At 65.8% G+C, this 1484-nt stretch carries 1 protein-coding gene; it reads left to right on the top strand.

Annotated elements, in window-relative coordinates; all coding sequences use genetic code 11:
• Window positions 1–93: 93 nt before the first annotated feature.
• Window positions 94–1484, top strand: a 1391-nt coding sequence (gene istA / locus ACFVVC_RS22370; RefSeq protein WP_387458516.1) for an IS21 family transposase, incomplete at its 3' end; no start/stop codon positions are given.

Genomic DNA, 1484 nt, shown 5'->3' with positions numbered 1-1484 from the left:
CTTGTCCTGCCGCGTCTTAAGCGGCGGGGGCCTCTCCCCGGGATTTGATGACGGTGTCTAGTCGCATCAAAATTCGCCAGGAAGAGGCCCTGTATGAAGTCTGACGGAGAAATCATGGAAATACTCGCTGCCTACGATCTGACCGGATCGTTGCGGGCAACCGCGGAGCTGACGGGCTGCTCGCACCACACTGTCGCCAGGCATGTCGCCGCGAGGGACGCGGGCCGTCCCATCGCCGAGCCCGCTGCCAGGGATCGTGTCACTGACGCGTTTCTGCCCAAGATCGAGGAATGGGTCGAGGCGTCCAAGGGCCGGATCCGTGCTGACAAAGCCCACGAGAAACTCATCGCTCTGGGCTATGAGGGTTCGGAGCGGTCCACCCGTCGCGCCGTCGCGCAGGTCAAGGCCGCCTGGCGCTTGGGTCATGTTCGTGTGCACCGGCCGTGGATCACGGAGCCGGGGATGTGGCTGCAGTACGACTTCGGCGATGGTCCCCGCATCAACGGCGTGAAGACCATCTTGTTCGTTGCCTGGTTGGCGTTCTCCAGGTTCCGGATTGTGATCCCGTTGCGGGACCGGACCGCGCCGAGCGTGTTCGCCGCCTTGGATCGGTGCTTCCGCATCGCCGGTGGGGCACCAACGTATGTGCTCACGGACAACGAGAAAACCGTCACCACCACCCACGTCGCCGGGGTGCCGGTCCGGAACCAGCAGACTTTGGACTTCGCCCGCCATTACGGGGTCACGGTACTGACGTGCCAGCCCGCCGACCCCGCAACGAAAGGCGGCGTCGAAGCATCAGTGAAGCTGGCCAAAGCCGACCTGGTCCCCACTGCTACGAATCTCCGGGCCGAGTACGCGTCCTTCGCTGAGCTCGAAGCAGCATGCGCGGCGTTCATGGACGAAGTGAACAACCGCGAGCACCGGGTGACCCGCCGTAAACCGGCCGCGGCCCTGGCCGAGGAGGCCCCGCGTTTGCACCGGATCCCCGAGACCGCGCACACGGTCGCGTTCGGGCTCTCCCGCACCGTCGCGGAGAACACCCCGATGGTCACGTTCGAGAACGCCCAGTATTCGGTCCCTGCGCAACTGCTCGGGGCGAGGGTGTTCGTCCGCTCCCACGGCGCCGGAACCGATGAGCAGGTCATCATCGTCCACCACGGCCGGACCGGTCCGGTCGAGGTCGCCCGCCATCACCGGGCCAGGCCCGGCAGCCCTGCCATCAACGATGAACACTTTCCCGGGACCAGGACCCGGGTCCCGGGTGATTATGCCGTGAAGGCCCGCACCGCTGACGAAGCAGAGTTCCTCGCTATCGGCGAGGGCGCCAGGACCTGGATCGTTGAAGCCGCCGCGGCCGGCACGGCCCGGATGAACGTGAAAATGGCCGAAGCGGTGACCCTGGCCAAAATCGCCGGCACCGCTGAAGTCGATAAAGCCCTCGGCAACGCAGCCTTCCACGGCCGGTTCGCTCACGGGGATCT

The organism is Pseudarthrobacter sp. NPDC058196, from assembly GCF_042882685.1.
Taxonomy (GTDB): domain Bacteria; phylum Actinomycetota; class Actinomycetes; order Actinomycetales; family Micrococcaceae; genus Arthrobacter.
This window is presented reverse-complemented; position numbering and strand designations above follow the sequence as displayed.